We start from the raw sequence: 19,607 nt of genomic DNA on the forward strand, positions 1-19,607 counted from the left end.
GTACCGACCGCTCATCGCTTTAGGAATGCTGCATGTCCACCCCCACAGTCCGCGAACAATTCCTTGTTATCAGTGCCCTTGGCGCCAACCCCATGGAGCTGACTAACGTCCTGTGCCGCGCCAGCCATGAAAATCGCTGCGCCGTCGTGACCTCACGCCTGACCCGTCATGGCGAATGCAGTGCGCTCGTGCTCGAGATCTCCGGCAGCTGGGACGCCCTGGCTCGCCTGGAAGGCAGCCTGCCGGTGCTGGCCAAGAAGCATGCCTTCACCGTCAACGTGGTGCGTAGCGCCGCGCTGGAGAACCGTCCCCAGGCCCTGCCCTACGTGGCCTATGTGAGCTCGGCCTACCGTCCGGACATCATCAACGAGCTGTGCCAGTTCTTCATGGACCACCACGTCGAGCTGGAAAACCTGACCTGCGACACCTACCAGGCCCCGCAGACCGGCGGCACCATGCTCAATGCCACGTTCACCGTGACCCTGCCCGCCGGCACCCAGATCAGTTGGCTGCGCGATCAGTTCCTGGATTTCGCCGATGCGATGAACCTGGATGCCCTGATCGAACCGTGGCGCCCACAAAACCCAATGTAAGGAAGCGTTCATGGCCGTTGCAGTCGACCAGCCGGTTACCGATTTCCAGGCACCCGCCACCAGCGGGCAGACCGTCAGCCTCGCCGCCCTCAAGGGCAAGCAGGTGGTGATCTACTTCTACCCCAAGGACAGCACCCCGGGCTGCACCACCGAAGGCCAGGGTTTTCGGGACCAGTATGCGCAGTTCCAGGCCGCCAACACCGAAGTGTTCGGCGTCTCCCGGGACAGCCTCAAGTCCCACGAGAACTTCAAGTGCAAACAGGAGTTCCCGTTCGAGCTGATCAGTGACAAGGACGAGGCCGTCTGCCAGCTGTTCGACGTGATCAAGCTGAAAAAGCTCTATGGCAAGGAATACCTGGGCGTTGATCGCAGTACATTCCTGATCGACAAGAACGGCGTGCTGCGCCAGGAATGGCGTGGCGTGAAGGTGCCGGGGCATGTGGATGCGGTGTTGGCGGCGGCTCAGGCACTCAACAAGGCCTGAATCTTTCACTGCCTGTCCTGGCCCCTTCGCGAGCAAGCTCGCTCCCACAGGGATTTGATTAACACCCTCAATCCAATGTGGGAGCGAGCTTGCTCCGGGCGGCGTTCCGACGATGGGGCCATAAGCCTCACCCTATTACTCAAACTACAACAATGGCGCCACAATCGGCTCCTTGCTCGGCCACGCATCCAGCACCGCCTTGAACAGCGTCGCCAGGGGAATCGCGAAGAACACCCCCCAGAACCCCCACAGCCCACCAAACAGCAGCACCGCACAGATGATCGCCACCGGATGCAGGTTCACCGCCTCGGAGAACAGCAGCGGGACCAGCACGTTGCCGTCCAGCGTCTGGATGATCCCGTAGACCGCCATCAGATAGATGAACTGATCGCTCCAACCCCACTGGAACAGCGCAATCAAGGCCACCGGCACGGTCACCACCACGGTGCCGACATAAGGCACCACCACTGAGATGCCCACCAGTAGTGCCAGCAACGCGGCGTAATTGAGCCCCAGGGCGACGAAGCCGATGTAGGTCACGCCACCGCAGATGAAAATCTCGATGACTTTGCCGCGAATGTAGTTGGCGATCTGCCGATTCATCTCCTGGGCCACCCGGGTAATCAGCGCCCGCTCACGAGGCAGGTAGCCACGGACCCAACGGCCGATCATTTCCCGGTCCTTGAGGAAGAAAAACACCAGGATCGGCACCAGCACCAGGTAGATCATGATGTTGACCAAAAGCGGCAGGCTGGACAGCGAAAACGTCAGCGCCCACTGGCCGAACTTGCCGATCTGGCCGCGCACGACTTCAATGGCTTGCAACACCTGCTCGTCGGACACCAGGTGCGGATAACGCTCGGGCAACAGCAACAGCACGGACTGCCATTTGGCAAGCATCCCCGGCAACTCGTTGAAGAGTGTCACCAATTGGTGCCAGAGCAGCGGCACGATCACGATTATGAACACCAACAACAAGCCCATGAACAGGGCGAACACCAAGCCCACCGCCACCGCACCCGGCAACCGCAAGCGTTCCAGGGTCGTGACCAAGCCTTGCATCAGGTACGCCAGCACCATCCCCGCCAGCACCGGCGCCAGCATGCCGCCCAGGGTGAGCACGGCGGTAAAGGCCAGGAATAGCAGCACTGCCAGGACCACAGCCTCTTCATCGGAGAAGTAGCGCTGGATCCAGTCGCGTAACACTTTGAACATTAAAAATCCTTAAGAGACGCTGTCGGTTTTCAGGCCTTTTTCAGCCAGTAACGGTAGACGCCGTTATCGTCTTCTTCATGCAGCAGCGTATGACCGGCCAATCGGGCGAAGGTGCGGAAATCGCGCTGGGAACCCGCATCCGTGGCGATCACCTTGAGCACACTGCCGCTGGCCAGGCGATTGAGTTCCAGCTTGGCCTTGAGCAGCGGCAACGGACAGTTCAGGCCGCTGGCGTCCAGTTCGGCATCGTGGGCTACAGCATCAGTCATGGGTTCACTCCGCGGCAGATCGTTGAGCGGCCTAGAATATCTGGTCCCGGGCCCGGTGTCCGGCTACAGTAAGGTCTTTGTCGACTAAGGCTTCGTGCATGACATTTCTGCGCCCCACCCTGCTGACGCTCGCTTGCCTGCTTGCCTCACCGGGCTTCGCCGACGACCTGCCGTCACTTGGCGACGCCAGTTCTGCCATCGTCTCGCCAGAACAGGAGCACCAACTGGGCCGCGCCTGGCTGGCCCTGCTGCGCAGCCAGGTTTCACAGCTCAACGACCCACAGCTCAAGGACTACGTCGAATCCAGCGTCTATAAACTGGTGGAAACCAGCCAGGTCAATGACCGACGCCTGGAGTTCATCCTGATCAACAGCCCGCAGCTCAACGCCTTCGCCGCACCTGGCGGAATCGTCGGGGTCAACGGCGGCCTGTTCCTCAATGCACAGACCGAAGGCGAATACGCCTCGGTCATGGCCCACGAACTGGCGCACTTGTCACAACGCCACTTCGCCCGCGGCGTCGAAGCCCAGCAGCGCATGCAAGTGCCAATGATGGCCGCGTTGCTGGCCGGCATCGTGATTGCCGCCGCCGGTGGCGGTGACGCCGGGATCGCGGCCATCGCCGGGACCCAGGCCGCGGCCATCCAGGAACAACGGCGTTTCTCGCGCCAGAACGAACAGGAAGCCGACCGCATCGGCATCCAGAACCTGGAAAAGGCCGGCTACGACCCGCGGTCCATGCCGACCATGTTCGAACGCCTGATGCGCCAATACCGGTTCGACGCCAAGCCCCCGGAATTCCTGCTGACTCACCCGGTGACCGAATCCCGGATCGCCGACACCCGCAACCGCGCCGAACAGGCCAAGCCGGGCGGTATCGAGGACAGTGTGCGCTATCAACTGATCCGCGCACGGGTCCAGTTGATCTATGAAGAAACCCCGGGCCTGGGCGCCAAGCGTTTCCGGGCACAGCTGGATGAGAATCCGAAGAACGACGTGGCGCGCTACGGCCTGGCGATCGCGCAGATCAAGGGTGGCCAGTTGAATGAAGCACGGGAGAACCTCAAGCCGTTGCTGGCCAAATCGCCCAACGAGATCATCTATAACCTCGCCCAGGTGGACCTGGACATCACCAGCAACAAACTGGCCGACGCTCAATCGCGCGTCGACCGGATGCTGAGCCAATACCCGGGCAACTATCCGCTCAACCAGGTACGCGTCGACCTGCTGCTCAAGCAGAACCGCCCCGCCGATGCCGAGAAGGCCCTGGAGAACCTGCTCAAGACCCGCCCGGACGATCCGGACGTCTGGTACATGGTGGCCGAGACCCGCGGGCTGTCGGGCAACATCATCGGCCTGCATCAGGCTCGTGCCGAGTACTTCGCACTGGTGGGCGACTACCGTCAGGCCATTCAGCAGCTGGACTTCGCCAAACGGCGCGCCGGCACCAATTTCCCCCTGTCGTCGCGCATCGACGCCCGGCAGCGGGAACTCATGGAGCAGGAACGCATGGTCAAGGACATGATGGGCTGAGTATTTGCCAGGCAATAAAAAACCGCCTCTATCGAGGCGGTTTTTTTTCAGCCGCTAACCGGTCATTCGGCCAGCTTGAAGGTGATGAAGCTTGCACGTCCCTGGCGCAGGACCCGCATCGAGACCGAACGATTCTTCGGCAACGCCTTGGCGATGTCGGTGAACTCCTTGGCGGAACCGATGGCCTGGTTGTTCAGGTGCGTAATGATATCGCCCGGCTGAAGGCCGATCAGGGCGGCAGGACCATCCTGCACCTCCTTGATCACCACACCGCCCTGAAGCTCCAGGGTGCGCTTCTGCTCTTCGGTCAGCTCGGCCACAGCCACGCCCAGACGGTTGCTGCTGCGCTCGACGCCAGACTTGGGCAGCGAATCCAACTCCTTGCCTTCTTCAGGAATGGCGCCGACGGTCAATTCGACGTTCTTGCGCTTGCCCTCACGAATCACTTCCAGATTGGCCTTGGCACCAGCCTTGAGGGCACCCACCAAGTGCGGCAGGTCGGCGGACATAACGATCGGCTGACCATTCATGCTCAGGATCACGTCCCCCACTTGCAGGCCGCCCTTGGCAGCCGGGCCACCTTCCTGGATCTGCGCCACCAGCGCACCGGCCGGTTTTTCCAGCCCGAACGACTCGGCCAGGTCCTTGTTCACTTCCTGGATGACCACGCCCAACCAGCCACGGCTGACCTTGCCTTCGCTTTTAAGTTGGTTGGACACGTCCATGGCAACGTCGATCGGAATCGCGAAGGACACGCCCATGAAGCCGCCCGAACGGGTATAGATCTGGGAGTTGATGCCGACGACTTCACCCGCGAGGTTGAACAGCGGGCCACCGGAGTTACCCGGGTTGATCGGCACGTCGGTCTGGATGAACGGCACGTAGTTTTCGTTCGGCAGGCTGCGACCGATGGCGCTGACAATACCCTGGGTCACGGTGTGGTCGAAGCCGAACGGCGAACCGATGGCCACGACCCATTGGCCGGCTTTCAGGTCCTGGGATTTGCCCAGCTTGAGCACGGGCAGGTCCTTGCCTTCGATTTTCAACAGCGCCACGTCGGAACGTGGATCGGTGCCGATCAGCTTGGCCTTGAGCTCGCTGCGATCGGCCAGGCGTACCAGGATTTCGTCGGCATCGGCGATCACATGGTTGTTGGTCAGGATGTAGCCATCAGGCGAAATGATGAAGCCCGAACCCAGGGATTGCGCTTCGCGCTGGCGACCGCCACCGGGCGAACGGGGTTGTTGCGGCATGCCACGCTCGAAGAACTCACGCAGCATCGGCGGCAAACCTTCCAGGTCCGGCATCTGCTGGTCCGAGACGCGGCGATCCGGCAGCTTCTGGGTCGTGCTGATGTTCACTACAGCGGGCGAAGCCTGCTCGACCAATTGCGTAAAGTCGGGCAACTCGACCGCCACGGCAGGAACGGCCTGGCCGAGCACAAGCACGGTGGCAAGGATAGAAAAATAGGTTTTCAAGCGTGGTATCGACATACGGCTCCCGTTACGACGAGCATGGTTAAGCGATATGGAACAAGGCATACCAGGAAAAGATACGCCGGTATTTTTGTTCCGGAAACAGACAAGGCCAGGGCCGAGCGGCTCTGACCTATAGAAAAAAAGCTGAGTTTTTGCAAATGAAAATACTGACAGGAAGTTTCGGCATTTCGATCAAGCCCTGGCATCATCAGCCTCTCGCGCAATCGAACCACCCATGCAGCCAGCAGGTTATTGAGTCGCCGTGACGTCGGAGCGCATGGAAAGCGCAATCCGTTCCGCCGTGCCTATAGGAATCTCGCCGACCACCGTGACCATCATTTCGCCCTGGGGCGTCGTGAGCCTGCGGGAGACGGCAGCCGTCGGGCCGAGCTGAGTACGGGTATCGGTGGCGTTGGCACCGTTCAGCGGCTCCAGGAACACCGAGAAGCGCGCCAGGCCATCGTCGTACATCAAGCTGTTGACCTGGACCTGGGTGTCCGGGTCCTTGCGCACGACACTGCTGGACAGTTCGAAACCAGGCGGAAGCCAGTCCGAGTGCCAGGCGGCTTTCACCGCGACGACCTTGGCGGGATCCTGCGCGACAGCCTTGCATTCGGCGCTGGCTTGCAGATCACCGTCTGTCGGCGCGGCGACATTCAAGCGGGTGAACTGGAAACGTTCGAGCAACTGGCCCTTGTCGTTGAGCAACAGGGACTTGAGCGGCAAGCCGGTCTCTTTGTCCAGGTGCAGCTCGAAGCCATAGCGATGCTGGTCCTTGGGCGTCAACGCCACAATGACCGCTTGACGCCCGGCCACGCGCGACTTGCCAATGACGGCCAGGTCATACCAATTCTTCAGTTTTTGCGGATCGAGCGTACGTGAGGTGCCGTCAGGCGTATTGCCCAGCCCTGCGATCAAGGAGCCACTGACGCATTGAGTATGCCCATCAATGCGCAGGACTTCCTGTGCCGAGCCGTCAAGCTGGAGTAACCGCTCGCGGACTTTGCCATCCTGGACGCGATGCCAGATGTTATGGGTAGAAAAACTACCGTTGCGCTCGTAAACGAAAGTGCCCTGGAAGCTCTGCTGCTGCTCGGCTTGACTCAGGCGGTTCAACCAATCCTGAGCCTCATCGGCATGGGCTGGAATCGCACACCAGCCACCAAGCAGAAGCATGAATAGAGGTATGGCGCGCAATGGTTTTCCTTAATTAACGGTTTTCCATGCTGGCTGCACGGGCGTAAGGCAGCGCGCTTTCAGTACCTTTCAGGGCAGCTTGCTGAGCATGCTGACGCAGGTAGTTGGGCAGACGCTGATCATGCCAGCCAGGTTGGCCTTGCAGAACACCATTGACCATTGGGCCTGCGGTTTCCGAGCCTTCGCTGTAGCCGGCCAGTACCGCTGGACCCTTGACCTGTGGAGCGCTCAGGCCTGGCTGGTTGGACTGCTGCGCCATCTGCACGCCAGCAATCTCATCCTGGTTGTACAGGCGCACACCGGCCAGTACGGCCACGGTGACCGAAGCGGCTACTGCCAGGCGACCCAGGCTGCGCCATGGTCCGCGAGAAGCTTTTGCCGGTACGGCTTCGTCAGCCAATGCAGCGGAAACGGCCGCAGCGATGTCCAGGCGTGGAAGCAACAAGTCCTTGTGCATCACGGCCCGGGCGATCTGGTAACGAGCCCAGGTCTCACGGGTTTCAACATCGTCGAAGGCATTCAATACCCGACGCAATTCCAGTTCGTCCGCTTCGTTATCCATCACTGCGGACAGCGATTCCTGCAGGGCTTCACGACTCATGGCGTTCCTCTCTTGGCTGTCGCCGCTGTCTCTAGTTTTCCTGCAACAAAGGTTGCAGGGCTTTATCAATGGCCTCCCGGGCGCGGAAGATCCGGGAGCGCACGGTGCCTACAGGACATTGCATGACGCTCGCAATGTCTTCGTAACTCAGACCGTCGAACTCACGTAAAGTTAAAGCCGTACGCAAATCTTCGGGCAGTTGCTGGATGGTTCGATGGACGGTGCCTTCAATCTCATCCCGCAGCAACGCACGTTCCGGTGATTCGAGATCCTTGAGGCCATGATCGCCATCATAGAACTCGGCATCTTCAGAACTTACATCGCTATCCGGCGGCCGACGGCCGCGTGAAACCAGATAGTTTTTCGCCGTGTTGATGGCGATGCGGTAAAGCCACGTATAAAACGCGCTGTCCCCGCGAAAATTTCCAAGTGCGCGGTAGGCCTTGATGAAGGCTTCCTGAGCGACATCCTGCGCTTCATGGGTGTCGTGCACGAAACGCACGATCAACCCGAGAATTTTGTGCTGGTATTTAAGCACTAGCAGATCGAAAGCTCGCTTGTCGCCGCGTTGGACGCGCTCGACCAGCTGCTGATCCTCTTCCTGGGTTAGCATGAACACTCCTCGATAAGCTCGAAGGAGGCTTGCATTACTAATTGACCGGGCTTGCAAACATAGACTCGGGCTTTTCGCAAAAGTTCTCCCCCTTCCAAGCAAGTTTCCGGCGCGCTCTGATCTCGGCACGCACGAAAAACGCAGCAGGAGATTCCCCGGCTGCGCGAATAATCTGTCACCGGGCCTGACGGCAGAGACTCCAATCGAAATCTTGCACCAACCCGACGCTGCTCCCTTTTGCAGACAACCGTCTATTGAACGTAGGCGCTTGGCAAAAGTTCCCACTATTTATAGCGCTGTACACTGAATATCAGGCAACCGTGACGAGATAAACAGCGTTCTGTCCTCGAAACGGCGGCCTTATCGACGTTGTACCAAAAACGGCGATCCGACGAAGCGTGTCGCTTTTCTGTCACGCTGGTTTCACATTGCCATGAATGCCCGGCTATTGTGCCGATCCCCCCCTCTATATACTAGTGGGCTGCGTGGCTGCATGACCCGTTGAAGCGGTGTCTTGCGCCAACCCCGACCCGGGTCGCCTTGAGCGGAAACCATTCGAATGAGCCAACAGTTTCAACACGATGTTCTGGTAATCGGCAGCGGAGCCGCCGGATTGAGCCTTGCACTGACTTTGCCTGCGCATTTGCGCATTGCAGTACTGAGCAAGGGCGACCTGGCCAACGGTTCTACCTTCTGGGCCCAGGGCGGTGTCGCAGCCGTGCTGGACGATACCGACACCATTGAATCCCATGTCGAGGACACCCTCAACGCCGGCGGTGGCCTTTGCAATCCAAAAGCGGTGCGTTTCACCGTGGAACACAGCAGGGAAGCCATCCAGTGGCTGATCGATCAGGGTGTACCGTTTACCCGTGACGAACAATCGGGCACCGAAGACGGCGGTTTCGAGTTCCACCTGACGCGCGAAGGCGGTCACAGCCATCGGCGCATCATCCATGCGGCCGACGCCACTGGTGCCGCGATCTTCAAGACCCTGCTCGCCCAGGCGCGACTGCGGCCGAACATCGAACTGCTGGAACAGCGCGTCGCGGTCGACCTGATCACCGAAAAACGCCTGGGCCTGGACGGTGATCGCTGCCTCGGTGCCTACGTGCTCAATCGCGGCACCGGTGAAGTCGACACCTACGGCGCGCGTTTCGTCATCCTGGCGTCCGGCGGCGCAGCGAAAGTCTATCTGTATACCAGCAACCCCGACGGCGCCTGCGGCGATGGCATCGCCATGGCCTGGCGTTCGGGTTGCCGGGTGGCGAACCTGGAGTTCAACCAGTTCCACCCCACCTGCCTCTATCACCCGCTGGCCAAGAGTTTCCTGATCACCGAAGCCTTGCGTGGCGAAGGTGCCCACCTGAAGCTGCCCAACGGCGAACGCTTCATGCAGCGCTTCGATCCGCGCGCCGAACTGGCACCGCGCGACATCGTCGCCCGGGCCATCGACCACGAAATGAAGCGCCTGGGTATCGATTGCGTTTACCTGGACATCAGCCACAAGCCCGAAGCGTTCATCAAGAGTCACTTCCCGACGGTGTACGAACGCTGCCTGGAGTTTTCCATCGACATCACCAAGCAGCCGATCCCGGTGGTGCCGGCGGCGCATTACACCTGCGGCGGTGTGATGGTCGACCAACAGGGCCGTACCGACGTGCCTGGCCTGTACGCCATTGGCGAAACCAGCTTCACCGGCCTGCACGGCGCCAACCGCATGGCCAGCAACTCGCTGCTGGAATGCTTCGTCTACGCCCGCTCGGCGGCGGCAGACATCCTGGCGCAATTGCCGCAGATTGCCGTTCCTGCCGCCCTGCCCTCGTGGGACGCCAGCCAGGTCACCGATTCGGACGAAGACGTGATCATCGCGCACAACTGGGACGAACTGCGGCGATTCATGTGGGACTACGTGGGCATCGTGCGCACCAACAAGCGCCTGCAACGGGCACAACATCGGGTGCGCTTGCTGCTGGATGAAATCGACGAGTTCTACAGCAACTACAAAGTCAGCCGCGACCTGATCGAGTTGCGCAACCTGGCCCAGGTGGCCGAACTGATGATTCGCTCGGCCATGGAGCGCAAGGAAAGCCGGGGGCTGCATTACACGCTGGACTACCCGAACCTGCTGCCCGAGGCACTGGACACTATCCTGGTGCCGCCCACCTACGCCGACTGAACCTGAGCTGTACCCGCAGGCGCCGATGGATATCCGGCGCCAGCGCGTCGCGCGGCACACACAGCGAGCGGACCCGCCGTTCACCCTGCACGCGAAAGCGCAGCACGACGATCATCGGCAGCGCCAGGCTATCGGGGCGCAGCTGCACAGCCCGCCACCCGTCGGCCCGACTCCAGAGTTGCCAGCCAGCGGCATTACGACGCAACCGGGAAATGGCCCGGCGATGAGTCAGCAATAAATGTCGGGGGATCACCCAGGCGCCATGGGCCAGGCACAATACGACGCCAAGCGCCGCGAACCAGGATGGGACGGACAACAGGAACAACGACCCCAGGGCGAACACCTGGGCCAGCAGATAGGCCGCCAGCAGTTGCCCGGAGGCCTGCCAGCGGCATTCGAAGCGATTACTTGGGTTGGACACGGTCCAGAATCATCCGGACCATGCGCTGCAACTCAGGGTCTTCGGATTCGCTGCGCTCCATGAACCAGCCGAACATGTCCTGATCCTCGCATTCGAGCAGGCGGACATAACACGCGCGGTCCACTTCATTGAGATGGGGATAAACCTCTTTGACGAATGGCACCAGCAACACGTCCAGCTCAAGCATGCCGCGGCGGCTGTGCCAGTAGAGGCGATTCAGTTCAACATCTTCCACCATGGAGCACTCCTCAAATAGAGCGCAAGTATACAGGCCCCGCCGCAGCGGAACAGACAGCTTTGGCAGGGCACCATCGATCCTTTGTGAACTACCCATTTCAAGGGCGCCCCCTTATGATGTCTACCAGACCTTTTACCCTGCGATGACCCATGGCTGATTCCGCTTTTTTCTGCACCCTGTCCCACGAAGGCGTCCTTGCGGTCCGCGGCGTGGATGCCGGCAAATTCCTGCAAGGCCAATTGACCTGCAACCTCGACTACCTGAGTGACAGCCGGGCCAGCCTCGGCGCCCGCTGCACCCAGAAAGGCCGGATGCAATCGAGCTTCCGCATCCTGCTCGAAAGCGACGGCGTGTTGATGGCCATGGCCGCCGAACTGCTAGAACCGCAACTGGCCGACCTGAAAAAATATGCCGTGTTCTCCAAATCCAAGCTCACCGACGAAAGCTCGGCCTGGGTTCGCTTCGGCCTGGAAAACGCCGACAAGGCGCTGGCCGGCCTGGGCCTCGAACTACCGGACGACACCGACAGCGTGGCTCGCCATGAAGCCTTGATCGCCATCCGCGTATCTCCCGGTCGCGCTGAACTGTGGGCGCCCGCCGAACAAGCGCAAACGCTGCGAACCCGCCTGGGCACAGAACTGGCCGAAGCGGATCTGAACCCCTGGCTGTTGGGCCAGGTCCGCGCCGGAATCGGCCAGGTCATGCCGGCCACCCGCGAGCTGTTCATCCCACAGATGCTCAACCTGCAAGCCATCGGCGGCGTCAGTTTCAAGAAAGGCTGCTACACCGGCCAGGAAATCGTCGCCCGCATGCAATACCTGGGCAAGCTCAAGCGACGCCTGTACCGCCTGCAGTTGGACGCCAGCGAACTGCCAGAGCCTGGCACCGCGCTGTTCTCCCCCACGCATGGCAGCTCCATCGGCGAAGTGGTGATTGCCGCCCGCGGCGAGGGGAATATTGAACTGCTTGCGGTATTGCAGGCCGAAGCAGCAGAAGACGACAATTTGCACCTCGGTAGCCTGGAAGGCCCACGCCTTCAATTGTTGGACCTGCCTTACGAACTGGATCGCGACCGCGAAATCCAGCGCTGATCGCAGCATTTGCCGCAATACCCTAGAGAACCGAAATGAGCGATTTGGCGGATAAGGTCCAACGGGATTTGGTGCAAGCCATCGATAACGATGACTTGGTTCTGCCAACATTACCGGAAGTGGCCCTGCAGATTCGCCGGGCCGCCGAAGACCCGGAAATCAGCGTCAGCAACCTGAGCAAAGTGATCGGCCGCGATACGGCTCTCTCGGCACGCCTGATAAAGGTGGTCAACAGCCCACTGCTGCGCGCCACCCAGGAAGTCACTGACCTGCACACGGCCATCACTCGATTGGGCGTCAACTACAGCAGCAACCTGGCCATCGGCCTGGTCATGGAGCAGATTTTCCACGCCCGCTCCGAAGTGGTGGAGCTGAAGATGCGCGAAGTCTGGCGCAAGAGCCTGGAGATCGCCGGCGTCAGCTATGCGCTGTGTCGCGGTTACACCCAACTCAAGCCCGACCAGGCCGCGCTGGGTGGGCTGGTGCACCAGATCGGCGTGCTGCCGATCCTGACGTATGCGCAAGACAACAATGAATTGCTGTCGGACCCGGTCAGCCTCAACCACGTCATCGAAACGATTCACCCGGTGCTGGGGGACAAACTACTCAGCGTCTGGGAGTTTCCGGAGCGGTTGGTGAAACTGCCGGGGCTGTATCTGGATTTCACCCGGGACTCCAAGCAAATCGATTATGTCGACCTGGTGCAGGTCGCAGCGCTGTATTGCTACAAGGACACCGACCATCCCCTGAGCAAGGTTGACGTGTTCGGGGTTCCCGCCTTCAAGAAACTGGGCATCGACCCGGAGAACAAGGCACGGTGTGCGGATATCGAAGAAGCGCGGTCGATGTTCTATTAAGCAGGTCGGACACCTACGAACGCGTAGTCAAGCCTGAATCTGTGACCTGTGGCAACAGGATTTGTGGGAGCAAAGCTTGCTCGCGAAACAGGCGCCTCGTTTTATATAAAGACCGTGTCGCCATCATCGCGGGCAAGCCTTGCTCCCACAGGATCAGTCTGCGCCTGGGATAAAACTCACCCGCACCTTCAACCCGCGCTCCTGCCCGTCGTGCAAGGTGATCTGCGCCAGGTGCGCACGGCAGATTTCGCCGACGATCGCCAATCCCAGCCCCGAACCCGCCACTTGCTGGTTGCGTCGATAGAAGCGCTCGAACACCCGGTCCCGCTCGTGCAGCGGAATGCCGGGGCCATCGTCCTCGACCTCCAGCACGGCCGGCGCAGAAACCCGCAGGATTACATTGCCACCCGACGGGGTATGGGCCAGGGCGTTGTCCACCAGGTTGCTCAACAACTCGTTCAACAAGGTCGGCTCGCCCCGCAGCCATACCGGTTCGTCGGCTTCCAGGGCCAGCGCCACCCCTCGGGCATGGGCCAGCGGGGCCATGGCCATGCCCAACTCACGGGCCAACTGACTGAGATCAAGCAACTGCGCGCCGCCCTCGGCAATGGCCCGGGCGCCGTTTTCCACACGCGCCAAGGACAGCAGTTGGTTAGCCAGATGGGTTAGCCGGTCAGTGCCCTGGGCCGCCGTTTCCAGGGTTTCACGCCAGGTCGCCGGTTCACTGGCACGCAAGCCCAGCTCAAGACGCGCCTTGAGCGCGGCCAAGGGCGTGCGCAGCTCATGGGCGGCGTCGGCGATGAACTGCGCCTGACGCTCGAATTGCCCCCGCAGGCGCTCGGTGAAATGGTTGAGGGCCCGCACCAGCGGCCATAATTCGTGCTGCACTTCCACCAACGGCAACGGCCGCAGATCGTCCGGCTGGCGCTCCTCCACCGCCGTGCGCAAGCGCTCCAGCGGGCGCAACGCCGCGCTGACCGCAAACCACACCAACAGCAGCGCGCCCACGGCCAGCATGCCCAGGCGCAACAGCGTGTCGGCCATCAGCCCACGGGCCATGCTGACCCGCGCCTCTTCAGTCTCCGCTACACGAATTTCCGCCATGCCGTTCATGTTCGGCTCGCTCACGGCCTTGAGCAGGCTGACCACCCGCACGTTCTGCCCCTGATAGCGAGCGTTGTAAAAGCGCGCCAGGGCTGGATAATCGTCCGTGCGCGGCGTGCCGGGCGGCGGGCCGGGGAGGTTTTCGTAGCCGGAAATCAGCTTCTTGTCGATGTCATTGACCTGATAATAAATGCGTCCGGCGCTGTCGTAGGCGAAAGTATCCAGGGCCACGTAGGGCACATCCGCGCTGAGGCTGCCGTCACGCGCCGAAAGGCCCGCGGCGATGGTCCGGGCCGAGGCCAGCAGGGTCCGATCGTAGGCGGTGTCGGCAGCCTCGCGACCGTTCCAGTAGGCGCTCAAGCCGCTGGCGAGCATCAATACCACCAGCAGCAGTGCGAGGTTGCGAAGCAGCCGCCAGCGCAGACTGTCGGGCTTATGCATTGCGATTTTCCAGCAGGTAGCCCAGGCCGCGGAACGTTACGATCGCCACCGCATGACCATCGAGCTTCTTGCGCAAGCGATGGACGTAGATTTCGATGGCGTCGGGGCTGGCCTCTTCGTCCAGGCCGAACACTTGGGCCGCCAGTTGCTCCTTGCTCATCACCCGCCCCGGCCGGGCGATCAACGCCTCCAGCACGGCTTGCTCGCGGGACGTCAGGGTCAACAGTTCATCGTCGAGGGTAAAGCGGCGGGTGTCCAGGTCATAGACCAGCCCGCCACAGCGCTGCTGGCGTTCGCCACCCAGCACGCTACGGCGCAACAGCGCCTTGACCCGGGCCTCCAACTCAGTGAGCTCGAATGGCTTGGCCAGGTAATCGTCGGCGCCGAGGTTCAGGCCATGGACGCGGTCCTTGACGTCGCTGCGAGCGGTCAGCATCAGCACCGGCAAGGTCTTGCCACGGGCCCGCAGACGCGCCAACACCTCGAAACCGTCCATGCGCGGCAGCCCGACATCCAGGACCGCCACCGCGTATTCCTCGCTGCTCAAGGCCAGGTCAGCCGCGACGCCGTCGTGCAACACGTCCACGGTCAAACCGGTGCTCTTGAGCGCCTGGGCAACGCTTTCGGCGAGCTGCAGATGGTCTTCTACGAGCAGGACACGCATGGGTTATTCCTCGATTCAGGGATGGCCGACGCCATTCTTTGGCGCGGAGTTTACAGCCGCATCCGCCACTGTGAAGGCAAAAAACACGCTGAAAGCTTTTGAAAGGTTAGCGAAAGGTTGGGCCGTTAGAGTCCCTTTACGGATAGTTTCGACTGACCGCCGCGACGCCCGATCGCGAATCGAAAAATGCCACGAAGCGTTTTCGTCCTAAATAAGAAGAATAAAAGCGGAGTATTCACCATGCTGTCCATGCAGCTCCAGGCCCCAGCGCCTGCTCGCCCTTCTCGCTTCAACCAGACCGCCCTGGGCGGTGTCGCCCTGTATTCAATCCCGGTAACGACCTGCGCACCCCGTCAGCGATGACCTGGACGGAATCCGTCAACGACACATTTTCACCACACATAACAACAATCCTGTGGAGACAACAATGAACCTATCACTGCGTAAAGTAGCCCTGGCCGCCGGATGCCTGATGTTTGCCGGGCAGTTGCTCGCCGCTGATCCATCCAAAGAGCCCAAGCGCCCCGAATGCATCGCCCCGGCGGCACCGGGCGGCGGTTTCGACCTGACGTGCAAACTGGCGCAAAGCGCGCTGGTCAACCAGAAACTGCTGACCAAGCCCATGCGGGTGACCTACATGCCCGGCGGTGTCGGCGCGGTGGCCTACAACGCAGTGGTCGCCCAGCGTCCGGCCGACGCCGGTACGCTGGTGGCCTGGTCCAGCGGTTCGCTGTTGAACCTGGCGCAAGGCAAGTTCGGTCGTTTCGATGAAAACGCCGTGCGCTGGCTAGCGGCCGTTGGTACCAGCTACGGCGCCATCGCAGTGAAGAGCGATTCGCCCTACAAGAACCTCGACGATCTGGTACAGGCCCTGAAGAAAGATCCAGGCTCGGTGGTGATCGGCTCCGGCGGCACCGTCGGCAGCCAGGACTGGATGCAAACCGCCCTGATCGCCAAGGCTGCCGGTATCGACCCGCGCAAACTGCGCTACGTGGCACTCGAAGGCGGCGGTGAAATCGCCACTGCCCTGCTCGGCGGTCATATTCAGGTCGGCAGTACGGACATTTCCGACTCCATGCCGCACATCCAGAGTGGTGACATGCGTCTGTTGGCGGTGTTCTCCGATAAACGCCTGGACGAGCCGGAAATGAAAGACATCCCGACCGCTCGCGAACAAGGCTACGACATCCTCTGGCCAGTGGTCCGTGGCTTCTACCTCGGGCCAAAGGTCAGCGATGAAGACTACGCCTGGTGGAAAGACGCGTTCGACAAACTGCTGGCTTCCGAAGAGTTCGCCAAGTTGCGCGACCAGCGCGAGCTGTTCCCGTTCGCCATGACCGGCCCGGAACTGGACGCCTATGTGAAGAAACAAGTGGCTGATTACAAGGTGCTGGCCAAAGAGTTCGGCCTGATCCAGTAACCGTCTCTGTTCTCGCGGCGGCGCTGGCACTGTCGGCGCCGCCCAGGAGTTAGTCATGCTCACCATCCAACGTATTTTTGCCGCGGTGCTGCTACTGGTCTGTATCGGCCTGGCGCTGATGGCTTGGCCCTATCAAGCCGCCTTTTCCTACGAACCGGTCGGCCCCCGCGCCTTTCCCTTGCTGATGCTCGGGCTGATGGGGCTGGCATTGCTGTACATGCTGTTTCGCCCTACGCCCATCGTGCACAGCGACGAAGACCCGCACCTGGACCGCGAAACCTTGCAGAAAATCGGTATCTGCGTGGTGCTGCTGCTGGTCTTCGCCGGGACCTTCGAACCCTTGGGCTTCATCCTTGCCAGCATCCTGATCGGCGTGCCGATGGCGCGCCTTTACGGCGGTCGCTGGGTGCCGAGCGTGGTGATCATCAGCCTGATGGCCATCGGTCTTTATCTGTTGTTCGACAAGCTGATGGACGTGCCGCTGCCCCTGGGCCTGCTCGACGTCCTGGAGAATTGATATGGATACCCTGAATTATCTCGGCCAGGGTTTTGGCGTTGCACTGACCCCCTACAACCTCGTCACGGCACTGACCGGCACCCTGATCGGCACCGTGGTCGGCCTGCTGCCGGGCCTGGGCCCGATCAACGGCGTGGCGCTACTGATCCCGATTGCCTTTGCCCTGGGGCTGCCGCCGGAATCGGCGCTGATCCTGCTGGCCGCGGTGTACCTGGGTTGCGAATATGGCGGACGTATCAGCTCGATCCTGCTCAACATCCCGGGTGAAGCCTCCACCGTGATGACCACCCTCGACGGCTACCCGATGGCCCGCCAAGGCCTGGCCGGCGTGGCGTTGTCGCTGTCGGCGTGGAGTTCGTTCATCGGCGCGTTCATCGCCACCTGCGGCATGGTGTTGTTCGCACCCTTGCTGGCCAAATGGGCGATTGCCTTCGGGCCGGCGGAATATTTCGTCCTGATGGTGTTTGCCATTGTCTGCCTCGGCGGCATGGCCGGCGACCGACCGCTCAAGACCTTCATCGCGGCGCTGATCGGCCTGTTCCTGTCCAGTGTCGGGATCGATGCCAACAGCGGCGTGTACCGCTTCACCGGTGACAACATCCACCTGACCGACGGCATCCAGTTCGTCGTGCTGGTGCTGGGCCTGTTCTCCATCAGCGAAATCCTGTTGCTGCTGGAAAAAACCCATCGCGGCCAGGAGGCAGTGAAAGCTACCGGGCGGATGATGTTCAACTTCAAGGAAGCCGCGTCGGTCTTCACCGTGAACCTGCGCTGCGGCGTACTTGGTTTCATCATGGGCGTGCTGCCGGGTGCTGGTGCGACCCTGGCCAGTGCCGTGGCCTACATGACTGAAAAACGCATTGCCGGCGCTGGTGGCACGTTCGGTCAGGGTGACAAGCGCGGCCTCGCCGCCCCGGAAACCGCCATTGGCGGCGCGGCCTGCGGTGCGTTGGTACCGATGCTGACCCTCGGCGTTCCCGGCTCGGGCACCACTGCGGTGATGATCGGTGCGTTGTCGCTGTACAACATCACCCCTGGCCCGCTGCTGTTCCAGCAACAACCGGACATCGTCTGGGGCCTGATCGCGTCGTTGTTCGTCGCCAACGTCATGCTGGTGATCCTCAACATCCCGATGATCCGCATCTTCACCCGCATCCTGGCCGTGCCGAACTGGGCGCTGGTGCCGGTCATCGCAATCATCACCGGCATCGGTGTCTATGCGGTGCATGCCACCACGTTCGACCTGTTCCTGATGATCGGTATCGGTATCTTCGGCTATATCCTGCGCAAGCTGGACTTCCCGCTGTCGCCGGTGCTGCTGGGCTTCATCCTCGGTGGCCTGATGGAGCAGAACCTGCGGCGCGCGCTGTCGATTTCCAACGGTGCGCTGGAAATCCTCTGGTCGAGCCCGATCACCTTCGGCTGCTGGGTGCTGACGGCGATCATGCTGTTCATGCCACTGGTGCGGATCTGGCGTCGCCGCGCCGCACAACGTCGCGCCCTGGCCAATGTCTGAGGCGATATTCAGACAATGGTGGGGAACACCGCTGGTCGGCCTGGCCGGCGGTTACCTGGCCAGCCTGATCGGCTGGCCTTTGCCCTGGATGGTCGGCTCGTTGCTGGCGATCATCCTGGTGCGCTGTCTTACGCCGTGGCAACTGATGGAAATCCCCGGCGGCCGTAAATGCGGCCAATGGGTGGTGGGCATCGGTATCGGCCTGCACTTCACTCCGGTGGTGATGGAGCAGGTCCTGAGCCACTTCGGCCTGATCTTCTTCGGCGCGCTGATCACCAGCGTGTCCAGCGTGGTGAGTGTCTGGCTGATGCGTCGCACCGGCGAGGACCGCGCCACCGCATTCTTCTCGAGCATGCCGGGCGGTTCCGGCGAAATGGTCAACCTCGGCGCCCGCAACGGCGCGGACCTCAGTCGTGTTGCGGCGGGCCAGAGCCTGCGAGTGCTGGTGGTGGTGCTGTGCGTGCCGGCGGCCTTCAAGTACCTGTTGGGTGAAGGCCCACCGGTGCAACACGCCACGACGGTGGACTGGCTGTGGCTGGCGGTGCTGTTCCCGGCGGGCGCCCTGCTCGCCTGGGTCTGGGAGCGCTTGCGCCAACCCAATCCCTGGTTGTTCGGACCATTGCTGGTGAGTGCGGCGGTGAGCGTCGGTTGGGACCTGCACATCGGCCTGCCCAATGGCGCCAGCCAGGTCGGCCAGTGGTTGATCGGCAGCGGATTGGGTTGTCATTTCAACCGGCAGTTCTTTCGTCGGGCGCCGTCGTTCATGGGGCGTACCCTGATCGGCACGGTGTTGACGATGCTGATCGCCACTCTCGCGGCGTTGGGCCTGAGCACCCTGACCCAGCTGGACCTGCGTTCACTGACCCTGGGCATGATGCCCGGAGGTATCGCGGAAATGAGCCTGACGGCCGAGACGTTGCAACTGTCGGTGCCATTGGTGACGGCGTTGCAGGTGATGCGGTTGTTGTTCGTGCTGTTTCTGGCGGAGCCGTTGTTCAGGTATTGGATGCGCAAGCCGGCTTCGGACTTGTAGACCGAGTTGCCCCCATCGCGAGCAAGCTCGCTTGTATGTTTAGACTTGAAGGGGTGGGCGGGACTAAAAGCTCGATTCCGACTCTAGCCAGTACGGACCGTGGGAGACTTCTCGTCCCGCCCTTTCTACCCAAAGCGCCAATAAGGA

At 61.4% G+C, this 19,607-nt stretch carries 20 protein-coding genes; 10 read left to right on the forward strand and 10 right to left on the reverse strand.

Going from position 1 to position 19,607, the window contains the following annotated elements; translation table 11 throughout:
- Positions 1-32: 32 nt before the first annotated feature.
- A complete protein-coding gene (locus F7R20_RS27650; protein WP_003184325.1) occupies positions 33-593 on the forward strand; it encodes a glycine cleavage system protein R in 561 nt (186 codons plus the stop codon).
- A 10-nt stretch (positions 594-603) separates the two neighbouring features.
- A complete protein-coding gene (locus F7R20_RS27655; protein WP_003198804.1) occupies positions 604-1,077 on the forward strand; it encodes a peroxiredoxin in 474 nt (157 codons plus the stop codon).
- 144 nt (positions 1,078-1,221) lie between these two features.
- Here F7R20_RS27655 and F7R20_RS27660 read toward each other — a convergent pair whose 3' ends face one another.
- Positions 1,222-2,292 carry an AI-2E family transporter gene (locus F7R20_RS27660; protein ID WP_003198803.1) on the reverse strand — a complete coding sequence of 357 codons (1,071 nt, stop codon included), beginning with the start codon at positions 2,290-2,292 and terminating at the stop codon, positions 1,222-1,224.
- Positions 2,293-2,321: 29 nt separating this feature from the next.
- Complete coding sequence (locus F7R20_RS27665; RefSeq protein WP_003198801.1) at positions 2,322-2,561, reverse strand: sulfurtransferase TusA family protein; 240 nt, start codon at positions 2,559-2,561, stop codon at positions 2,322-2,324.
- Between the two features lie 98 nt (positions 2,562-2,659).
- On the opposite strand from F7R20_RS27665, the gene F7R20_RS27670 reads away from it, so the two are divergent.
- Complete coding sequence (locus tag F7R20_RS27670; RefSeq protein WP_003198799.1) at positions 2,660-4,093, forward strand: M48 family metalloprotease; 1,434 nt, start codon at positions 2,660-2,662, stop codon at positions 4,091-4,093.
- 62 nt (positions 4,094-4,155) lie between these two features.
- Here F7R20_RS27670 and F7R20_RS27675 read toward each other — a convergent pair whose 3' ends face one another.
- From F7R20_RS27675 to rpoE, 4 genes are all read right to left on the reverse strand, one after another.
- Positions 4,156-5,586 carry a DegQ family serine endoprotease gene (locus F7R20_RS27675; RefSeq protein ID WP_003198797.1) on the reverse strand — a complete coding sequence of 477 codons (1,431 nt, stop codon included), beginning with the start codon at positions 5,584-5,586 and terminating at the stop codon, positions 4,156-4,158.
- 234 nt (positions 5,587-5,820) lie between these two features.
- The gene (locus F7R20_RS27680) at positions 5,821-6,768 is read right to left on the reverse strand and encodes a MucB/RseB C-terminal domain-containing protein (protein ID WP_003198795.1); all 948 of its coding nucleotides are present in this window, start codon (positions 6,766-6,768) and stop codon (positions 5,821-5,823) included.
- Positions 6,769-6,781: 13 nt separating this feature from the next.
- Positions 6,782-7,369 (reverse strand): sigma-E factor negative regulatory protein, encoded by a 588-nt coding sequence (locus F7R20_RS27685; protein WP_003198793.1) that lies wholly within the window; start codon positions 7,367-7,369, stop codon positions 6,782-6,784.
- A gap of 31 nt (positions 7,370-7,400) precedes the next feature.
- The gene (rpoE, locus tag F7R20_RS27690) at positions 7,401-7,982 is read right to left on the reverse strand and encodes an RNA polymerase sigma factor RpoE (RefSeq protein ID WP_003172477.1); all 582 of its coding nucleotides are present in this window, start codon (positions 7,980-7,982) and stop codon (positions 7,401-7,403) included.
- 559 nt (positions 7,983-8,541) lie between these two features.
- On the opposite strand from rpoE, the gene nadB reads away from it, so the two are divergent.
- A complete protein-coding gene (gene nadB, locus F7R20_RS27695) occupies positions 8,542-10,158 on the forward strand; it encodes an L-aspartate oxidase (RefSeq protein ID WP_003198791.1) in 1,617 nt (538 codons plus the stop codon).
- Here nadB and F7R20_RS27700 read toward each other — a convergent pair.
- Positions 10,127-10,579: a protein YgfX gene (locus F7R20_RS27700; protein ID WP_003198789.1), complete on the reverse strand. Its 453-nt coding sequence runs from the start codon at positions 10,577-10,579 to the stop codon at positions 10,127-10,129. The genes nadB and F7R20_RS27700 overlap by 32 nt on opposite strands.
- Positions 10,563-10,817 carry an FAD assembly factor SdhE gene (locus tag F7R20_RS27705; protein ID WP_003184348.1) on the reverse strand — a complete coding sequence of 85 codons (255 nt, stop codon included), beginning with the start codon at positions 10,815-10,817 and terminating at the stop codon, positions 10,563-10,565. Before F7R20_RS27705 ends, F7R20_RS27700 begins: the two co-directional genes overlap by 17 nt.
- Positions 10,818-10,966: 149 nt before the next feature.
- On the opposite strand from F7R20_RS27705, the gene ygfZ reads away from it, so the two are divergent.
- Both ygfZ and F7R20_RS27715 read left to right on the forward strand, forming a co-directional pair.
- A complete protein-coding gene (ygfZ, locus tag F7R20_RS27710; RefSeq protein ID WP_003198787.1) occupies positions 10,967-11,908 on the forward strand; it encodes a CAF17-like 4Fe-4S cluster assembly/insertion protein YgfZ in 942 nt (313 codons plus the stop codon).
- Positions 11,909-11,943: 35 nt separating this feature from the next.
- Positions 11,944-12,765 carry an HDOD domain-containing protein gene (locus tag F7R20_RS27715; protein ID WP_003198785.1) on the forward strand — a complete coding sequence of 274 codons (822 nt, stop codon included), beginning with the start codon at positions 11,944-11,946 and terminating at the stop codon, positions 12,763-12,765.
- 153 nt (positions 12,766-12,918) lie between these two features.
- Here the strand turns inward: F7R20_RS27715 and F7R20_RS27720 are convergent, their stop codons facing one another.
- Entirely contained in the window at positions 12,919-14,310 is a 1,392-nt protein-coding gene (locus tag F7R20_RS27720; RefSeq protein WP_003198782.1) for a sensor histidine kinase, read from the reverse strand.
- Complete coding sequence (locus F7R20_RS27725; RefSeq protein ID WP_003198779.1) at positions 14,303-14,974, reverse strand: response regulator; 672 nt, start codon at positions 14,972-14,974, stop codon at positions 14,303-14,305. The genes F7R20_RS27720 and F7R20_RS27725 overlap by 8 nt, the downstream gene beginning before the upstream one ends.
- A gap of 427 nt (positions 14,975-15,401) precedes the next feature.
- Here F7R20_RS27725 and F7R20_RS27730 point away from each other — a divergent pair, with 427 nt between their 5' ends.
- Genes F7R20_RS27730 through F7R20_RS27745 form a run of 4 tightly spaced genes read left to right on the forward strand, consistent with a single transcriptional unit; the run spans position 15,402 to position 19,460 of the window.
- The gene (locus F7R20_RS27730; RefSeq protein WP_003198777.1) at positions 15,402-16,394 is read left to right on the forward strand and encodes a Bug family tripartite tricarboxylate transporter substrate binding protein; all 993 of its coding nucleotides are present in this window, start codon (positions 15,402-15,404) and stop codon (positions 16,392-16,394) included.
- 55 nt (positions 16,395-16,449) lie between these two features.
- Positions 16,450-16,911, forward strand: coding sequence for a tripartite tricarboxylate transporter TctB family protein (locus tag F7R20_RS27735; protein ID WP_003198775.1), 462 nt, complete (start codon positions 16,450-16,452; stop codon positions 16,909-16,911).
- 1 nt (position 16,912) lies between these two features.
- A complete protein-coding gene (locus tag F7R20_RS27740; protein WP_003198773.1) occupies positions 16,913-18,427 on the forward strand; it encodes a tripartite tricarboxylate transporter permease in 1,515 nt (504 codons plus the stop codon).
- Entirely contained in the window at positions 18,420-19,460 is a 1,041-nt protein-coding gene (locus F7R20_RS27745) for an AbrB family transcriptional regulator (RefSeq protein WP_003198771.1), read from the forward strand. The genes F7R20_RS27740 and F7R20_RS27745 overlap by 8 nt, the downstream gene beginning before the upstream one ends.
- Positions 19,461-19,607 lie beyond the last annotated feature (147 nt).

The organism is Pseudomonas brassicacearum subsp. brassicacearum (genome assembly GCF_008801605.1).
In the GTDB taxonomy this organism is placed as follows: Bacteria; Pseudomonadota; Gammaproteobacteria; order Pseudomonadales; family Pseudomonadaceae; genus Aquipseudomonas; species Aquipseudomonas brassicacearum.